Source organism: Mucilaginibacter sp. UYNi724 (genome assembly GCF_054057495.1).
This window is the reverse complement of the sequence record NZ_JBSRZI010000004.1, coordinates 322,413-330,653: the sequence shown is the minus strand read 5'-3', so window position 1 is coordinate 330,653 and position 8,241 is coordinate 322,413. Positions and strand designations below refer to the sequence as shown.

Below are 8,241 nucleotides of genomic sequence, written 5' to 3'. Positions count from 1 at the left end.
GGGTCAGTTTGCCCCGAAATACCATGGTCAGTTTGCCCCGAAACAGTGGGTCAGCTTGCGCCGAAATGGTGTGGTCTCATTCATCATAATCTCCACTTAGGTACGTGAAATACTATCAATTGAAAACCCCATCAGTAAATATTACTACTAATTCTGCAATGATGTAATTATCATAAACTCCAAAAAGTGATTTTTCAAAATTTATCGCCATAATTTCCCGCTCATTCCCTGATTGACTTATATCAATAAATTGCGATTTAGTAATCAACTATATTCGTTCCAAGCTTTCCAGCTCAATTAAATCATTTTTTAAATATCCTACGCTTCCATTTTTCCCACATCGATGAATTTTTGCCGAAATAAAGATTCGACGATATACAAATTTTATCATTTCCTGGGGCATAGTTGGGTCAGCATAAAGTTTACAACTTTTTGTTGCCCCAATAGCCCCGGAACGTGTAAAATCCCACAAATGTTAGTGTAATTGCTGTGTTAATTATATAGTTTTCTGGCGCTAAATCTCAGATTGCGATACCTTCTACCGCATAAGGCTACATCATTGCTTCGAGATCAGGCAGGAACCGATGCCCCTTCTGGAGCTTGGAAAATAATAATTTATTATTAATCATCCACCATTGTCTGTCGCTCCAAATATATTGTTTGAATAACTATTAGGATTTGTTGGATTTTATAGGAGAATCGCTGACGCCGATATAAATGCGACTGCTAATTTACCTTATTAATTTTATTGCAAATGCTCCAACTCAGATAACGACTTTATTTTTTGTTTGATTATCATATGATAACATTAGGTTAATTTAAAATTATTCATCCTAATCTATCTTTGTAGACACCTGAAGTTATCATATGGATCCAACCTTACTTTTTGAGAACGTTTTCTTCCTAATTCCGAATATATACCTTAGTGAACATTCCTGTGTAACCAGTCTGTTAATTTACACCTAAATTTTATTGTCACAATGAAAAAAAGATCCCTGCTTATCTTAAGCGTGTTTTTATCGCTTGCGCATGTTTTATCAGCTCAAAGTATTGAGGCTGAACTGCAACAGGATATAGCCCGCAAAGCATCCAATCCTACATCACCTGCAGAAGCCAGTTTAGGTATGTTTGGTGGAAATAGTGTTGATAATTTTGTCGGTGTTCCCGCGATTCAAGTGCCCGTGTATGAGATCAAACTGAAAGGTCTAACAGTACCAATTGTCTTAAAATATAATAATTCTGGTATTAAAGTAAATGATGAGGCTAGTTGGGTTGGGTTGGGCTGGAGGTTAGAGGCCGGTGGAGTGATAACACGATCTAAAAGGGGGCTGCCCGATGACCTTTGGAGGGCGCAACCACCAACCTACAAAGAGTTCGGTTTTTTGTTGGATCACGGACAGGCTGCTAACGATTTTACGGATGTTGGTAAATCACAGGATGAAATAAGAAACCAGTTTAGTGTATACGATGGATTGTTAATAAAAGATGGCCCCAATCACTGGTCAAGTCCCCGAATGGCTGGCCAGGAAGGCAGGAAGTCTGATACCCAGCCAGATCTGTTTCAATTTACCTTTGCAGGTAAATCCGGAAAATTCGTTTTTGGAACGGACCAAAAACCAAAGTTATTTAGTTATGAACCATTTATTTTCGACTATACTTTGAACCAAGACGGTAACCCAGGTTGGGTCGATAATTATGGCTCACCTTATCTTTCCAAAGGGATAACTTCTTTTTACGTAACTGATGAATCGGGTAATAAGTATACCTTTTCGGAACTTGAAGTTTCAGAATATGTCACGCGAGGCCATAGAGTGCGGACTAACTGTGATATTGGCCCCGATGGAGAGAATTTTTATCAGTATTTTCCATTTACAACGGCCTGGTATCTCACTAGCATCGAAACTGCGGTAGGCGAGATTGTTTCGTTTAATTATCAAAATGAAGCCCTTGAAACCTACCAGGTTGAAGAAACGGTTAAAAATCCAACTTCATTTTCCGATGGTAACCTTTATCGTTCGGGTTTTAGTACCACTCAAAGTAAAGTTATCAATAAACGTTTGTCTTCGATTGAAACCCCGTACGAAACAATAACTTTTGTAGCAGGCGTAGGACGAGTTGATTTACCTTCTTCCAAAACTTTATCAGATATTCAGATAATTTCTAAGTTTAATAACAAGCTTATTAAACAAACGCATTTTTCGTACGACTATTTTCAAAGTCCGGTAAATTCGGTAAGTGACGGCGCACTAAAGGTAACATACTATGCAAATTCTTATTATCGTTTAAAGCTTAGATCCGTGCAAACAACCGTGCCGGGTGATCTGCATATTGGGAAATACGACTTTTTTTATGATGAACAATCTACTTTGCCCGCCAAATATTCTAGGCAGCAAGACTTTTGGGGATATTACAATGCCAATAATGCAAGTCATCTGTTTCCAAAGCTATATATAAGTCCTGCACTGACGGGCCCGGACAGATTTTCGGTATTTCAATTAAGAGATCTAACGGATCCACAGTACTTTGTACTTGACGGCGCTGATCGTAATTGCAATCCTTCGACTGTTTCATCCGGAACTTTAAATCGAATCGTATACCCAACGGGTGGTTACACTATTTACGAATACGAACCACACGATTTTTTATACAGGGGGCGCAAATTTAGCGGGGGGGGACTCCGTGTGAAAAAAATCACAGATTATGACGGGCTATCTCACAATAAAGATATTACAAAGGTTTATAAATATTTGCAATCCTCGGATACTACAAAAACTTCCGGTGTGCTTTTTAACCTGCCAATTTTTGCGTATAAAGAAAATGATTGCTCGAGTGATGGATTATCGTCAAGCAAGATACCTATTGATTATGCCAACAACAGCTTGCTAAATTTCAAAAGTAACACGATTAGGATGACTAACCCCATGTCCATTATGGGATTGGGAGATGAAATTACAGTGGGATACTCGGATGTCAGGGAGACAATTACCAATTCGGGTTATACCTGGCTTAAATACGCCACCCCTTTAAGGTACGGAGATCAAAATGATTTGTCAGGTGCCGGGTGCAATATAAGTGAGGTTAGCTTTTGTGATGGAATTTATTCTACTCCAATGATAAAAACAGGACGTTCTTTCACATTTTCCATCTCCGAGCCCCCTATTGGCCCTGATTTTACCAATCAGGATCTTTCGCCAAACAGTTATCCATTTATACAAAACAGTAATTATGATTGGAATCGCGGTTTGCTGATGAGCAAAGAAGTTTATGATGTAAATAATGTTTTAAAACGGAAAACGGATTATTCTTACAACCTATTCTCACCGGAAACAGGGATTTACAATGTCACTGGATTTTTGTATACCCATGGGTTTAATTTTAATATTGGAATTTATGCTGGTGCTAACGCAGGGCCAGTTGTTGCCCAATCACTCGTGTATTACAATAAATATAAGATTATTACGAACGTTAACAAATTGCCGGCGACCGTTACTCAAACAGATTATCTTGCGGGAGGAAAGGTTATTTCCAGCAGCACCCTCACCTATTCGAAACGAAAGTTCTTAAAATCAAAAGATATTATGGATAGCCAAGGTATGATCAATAGAACCACATATCGATATCCATTTGACTATGGCGTGATTACTAATTCAGTGTTAACGGAATTTAATGCGATTTCATCGTTGGTCAAAAAGAATATCATATCGGTTCCTTTAGAAACAGTCCAAACGATAATAAAAAATGGGTCTGGAAAAATAACCGGAGCAAAAACGACAATTATGAATTTTTACGGAAATAATGTACTCCCGAGTAAAGAAATATATCTCAACTTACAAGCGCCTATCAGTGAGAATCAGTATACTAATGCGAATGTAACTTTTGAAGAAGGTTGGGAGACGCCCGTTATCGATCCATTTATGTCCGGGAAAGTTTATTTTTCCAAGTATGACGACATGGGGAATGTATTAGAGTTCAGTGATGAACGGGGCGTTCCAAATGCAGTCACCTGGGGTTATAATAGGCTTTATCCTACTAGCAGTACGCACAATGCCAAATGGTCGGATGCGTATCACGAAAATTTTGAAGAGTTCATGGGTAGCGGGTTAAGTATTTTAAACGATTGTAGAACAGGCCATTTCAGTAAAGCAAATGGCTTTTCAAAAACACTTACTGGTATTACGAACAAAAAATATGTTTTGACCTACTGGAAAAAAACAAGTAATAAATGGGAATATGTTTCGATTAAAAATATTGACATTTCCAATAACAGCTATACGATTAGCATAAACGGGACTTACCAAGTAGATGATATTTGCTTCTATCCACAAGAGGCGCAAATGACGACCAGTACATACGAACCACTGGTAGGGCTCACCAGCGTTACAAACCCAAATGGCATTACAGTTTATTATGAGTACGATGATTTCAATCGTCTTAAATGCGTTAAAGATGAATCGGGAAACATTGTCAAATTGATGGATTATAATTTAAGAAACTAAAACCTATGAAAATTAAATTATATCGTACACATTTAGCTTTGATACCAGCGTTTCTATTAATCTTATTTCACACAAAAACATCTTCAGGTCAGTCGACAGATCAGAATTATGTCATGGTTCGGGCGCCAAACCGTGAAATAAAAACAGAGGAAAAATTTGCATTGCTTTCTGGAAACCGTGATTCGGTACAAACTGTTATATCCTATAAAGATGGTTTAGGTAGACCGCTACAAACGATTTTGAAACAAGCATCGCCCTCTTCTAAAGATGTTGTGCAACAAAATGTTTACGATGCAATTGGTAGAGAAGCCAAGCATTTCCTTCCTTTCGTTTATAGCGGGGTTGCAGACGGTTCCTATAAAATTGACGCGCTTTCGCGTCAGGCCTTGTTCTATAATCCCGCGGGTTCATCAGGCACGCAGCAAACGAACGGTGTTGTTCGTACTTCATATCCTTTTTCGGAAACAGGGTTCGATTCATCACCGTTAAGCAGGGCTGTTGAGCAGGCTACTGTTGGTGACTCATGGCAGTTACCCGTTACCGGTGTAGGTAATTCCAACAGCATGGGCCATACTTTAAAGTCGATCTATGCAACCAATGACCAGCTGGTTTTTAATGCAGGGTTATTAACCAATAATCCTGGTTATCATCAAGTTGCCTTTTTTAGTATAGATATCAACAGTGATCAAAGCCGTACACTAACCAGAGCTAATAATAATACCGCAGCATATGAAACAGGTTCGCTTTTCCTGTCGATAAAACGTGGAGAAAATTGGAAACCCGGCGACGGCTGTATCGGAACTACTGAAGATTATCAGGATAAAGCCGGACGGGCTATTTTGAAACGCATTTATAATCTCAAGGGCGCTACTGTGGAGTGCATCTCTACATATTTTGTGTATGATGATTTTGGCAACCTCTGTTTTATTATTCCACAGCTGGCCAATCCTGATAATGCAGGTACGCCAATAAGCGCTGCTTTTATGACACAGTATTGTTACCAATACCGGTATGATGAACTGCAACGCCCGACCCAATCTAAAGTGCCCGGGAGCGGATGGGTATATACGATTTATAACAATTTAGACCAGCCTGTGGGAAACCAGGATTCGGTTCAGCGGATGAAGTCGCCCCAGGAATGGACTTTTATCAAATATGATGTTCTAGGCAGGCCAATTATTGCAGGTGTATTTCAGCATATAGGTAGTAACCCGGGAATCGACCAGCGGGCAATTTTGCAGGCCACATTAACCTATCCTTACACTTTTTATGGTGAAAGCAGGACGTCCGCCATCACTGCTACCGGCTACACCAATACCACCTGGCCAACATCCTGGAGTAGTTTATTATCTACAAATTATTATGATGACTATGCCAATATTCCAGGTTTCCCACTGCCTTATGACAAACAAAGCAATCCTAGCTTTAACAAGAACATTAAAGGGAAAATTACGGTAAGTAAAATTGGCGTGCTTGGCAGTACTACAATGTTATGGTCTGTAGCTTATTATGATAATAAAGGAAGATCTCTACTAACCTATAAGCAACATCTTTTAGGCGGAACGTCAGGTTATAGCCTTTATAATTTTGATACAGACAGCACCCTATACGCTTTTGACGACCAGGTTATGTCCAATATTCGTAAGCATTATTCAAAAAACAGCACGAACAATGGCGCTGTTGTACAGCTTACCGCAATAGATTACCTTTCTTACGATTATCTTGGCAGGCCTGTACGGCGCCAGCAGTCTTTGCGGCATCTTAACCTGGCTGCACAACCTACCATAACTTTATCTCAACTTGAATATAACGAGATAGGTCAGGTAAGGAGTAAAAAATTACACAGCGTTAATGGCGGTAGCAGCTGGTTGCAGAATATTGATTACCGGTACAATCCGAGGGGTTGGCCGGTAAGTATCAATAACGCCGGGCTCATTGCCGATGGAGGAGTTACCAACAGCGATACGAATGACCAGTTTGGCCTGGAGCTGAGCTATGAAAATACAACAACAGGTAAACCGCAATACAACGGCAGCATATCTGCCGTAAAATGGAAAGCGGGCCCGGTGAACGGTACGGCACAGCCACAGCTCCGTTATGATTATAATTACGATGCCATAAACCGGCTTACCGCGGCCGAAAACCGGACGCCCGCAGAGAATTTTTATAGTGAGTATGTCGCTTATGATGTGATGGGCAATATCAAAGGCCTTGGCCGTTACGATAAAGTAGCAGGCGTACGGACAAAGATAGACACCCTGACCTACACTTATACCGGCAACCAGCATACAAGAATAGATGACGGAGCGGGAACATCGGGTTTTAACGACGCAGCAAAAGTTGCCAATGAATATACTTATGATGGCAACGGTAATGCTGTAAAGGATCTGAACAAGGGTATTAGCAGTATTATTTACAATGCGCTTAACCTGCCGCAAAATATTACAATTAGTGCCGGTACGGTTGCTTATACCTATGATGCTGCCGGCCGGAAACTAAGAAAAGTGCTTACAACAAGCACCAATACCTACTCTACAGACTATATAGACGGGATACAGTATACCGATGGCGCGATAGAATTTATCCAGACGGGGGAAGGAAGGGCAAGGAAAAGCGGAACAGCTTATATTTATGAGTATGACCTGAAAGACCATTTAGGGAATACACGGGTAACCATTAAGCCCGATGCTGTAAATGCTACTCTGGCTGTGATGTTACAGCAAAACAACTATTACGGTTTTGGGTCAGCCATTACATCGCTCAATTATACCGTTATGCCCAAAAATCAATATCTTTATAACGGTAAGGAATTACAGGAAGAAACAGGCGTGTATGATTACGACGCAAGGTTTTACGATCCTTTGATAGGCCGGTGGAATGTCATTGATCCATTGGCTGATAATTACGCGGGTACATCTCCGTATAATTATGCTTTTGATAATCCTTTGAGTTACGTCGACCCGACTGGTATGGGGCCTGAGGATTGGTATTTACCCGCTAGTGCTCATGGGGATTTGACGCAGGCGGAATGGTTCGCAGGCAACGGGGCAAAAAGTGGCTATACACATATCAACGCGCCGCAGGGGTTTGCAATAAACCCGACAACGGGCCAAACTGTGAATTTTGGTGCAGATGGTACGAAATCAGAGTATACACCTCAATACGCGCAGGGTATTACCATAACAGCAACAAGAATAGGGCCGTCAGCAGGTGCAAAAGCATTAGACATTGCTACGGATTTCATACCGATAGTTGGCCCGAGTAAGGATATTTATAAGGGTGTTAGAGATGGTAACTATTGGCAGGCGAGTATGGGGGCGGCCTTTTTAGTATTTGACTTAGCCACACTTGGCGAAGCAAGTGCGGCTAAAGGGGTTATAACAGCCGCAATTAAAGAGAGTACTGAAATTGTGGCTCGGGAAGGTGCTGAAATTGCGATTAGGCAAACAGAAAAATCAATTGTTATCGGGGAGGGGATGAGTAGGGTAAAAACAGCAGCAAAATCTTTGGATGCGAAGTGGTATCAGGCTTGGTCAAAAAATTTCCCTAATAGAGCAATGACTGAAATAGAAATGAGCGCTGCAAAGGCAAGAAACGCAAGATGGCTTAAGTCAAAAATCAAACAGGGTTACAAAGTATATGATATAGGTATTGATGCGACGCGAACAGCAAGAAGTCCGTTTTATCAGATCGAAAAGGAAATTGTTCAGAAAATGGGCACATCAGTTATTGCATTATAGCGAAT

Annotated in this window: 2 protein-coding genes; both read left to right on the top strand. The window is 40.5% G+C overall.

Translation table 11 applies throughout. The annotated features are described in order from the left end of the window. Positions 1 to 980 precede the first annotated feature (980 nt). Positions 981 to 4,496 (top strand): RHS repeat domain-containing protein, encoded by a 3,516-nt coding sequence (locus ACVW0P_RS08900; protein WP_457131754.1) that lies wholly within the window; start codon positions 981 to 983, stop codon positions 4,494 to 4,496. A 5-nt stretch (positions 4,497 to 4,501) separates the two neighbouring features. Further along, positions 4,502 to 8,236 (top strand): DUF6443 domain-containing protein, encoded by a 3,735-nt coding sequence (locus ACVW0P_RS08895; RefSeq protein ID WP_457131753.1) that lies wholly within the window; start codon positions 4,502 to 4,504, stop codon positions 8,234 to 8,236. The last annotated feature ends 5 nt before the right edge of the window (positions 8,237 to 8,241 follow it).

Excerpts from the sequence above, each read along its gene's own strand:
- ACVW0P_RS08900 (WP_457131754.1), top strand. The coding sequence starts at position 981 with ATGAAAAAAAGATCCCTGCTTATCTTAAGCGTGTTTTTATCGCTTGCG.
- ACVW0P_RS08895 (WP_457131753.1), top strand. The coding sequence starts at position 4,502 with ATGAAAATTAAATTATATCGTACACATTTAGCTTTGATACCAGCGTTT.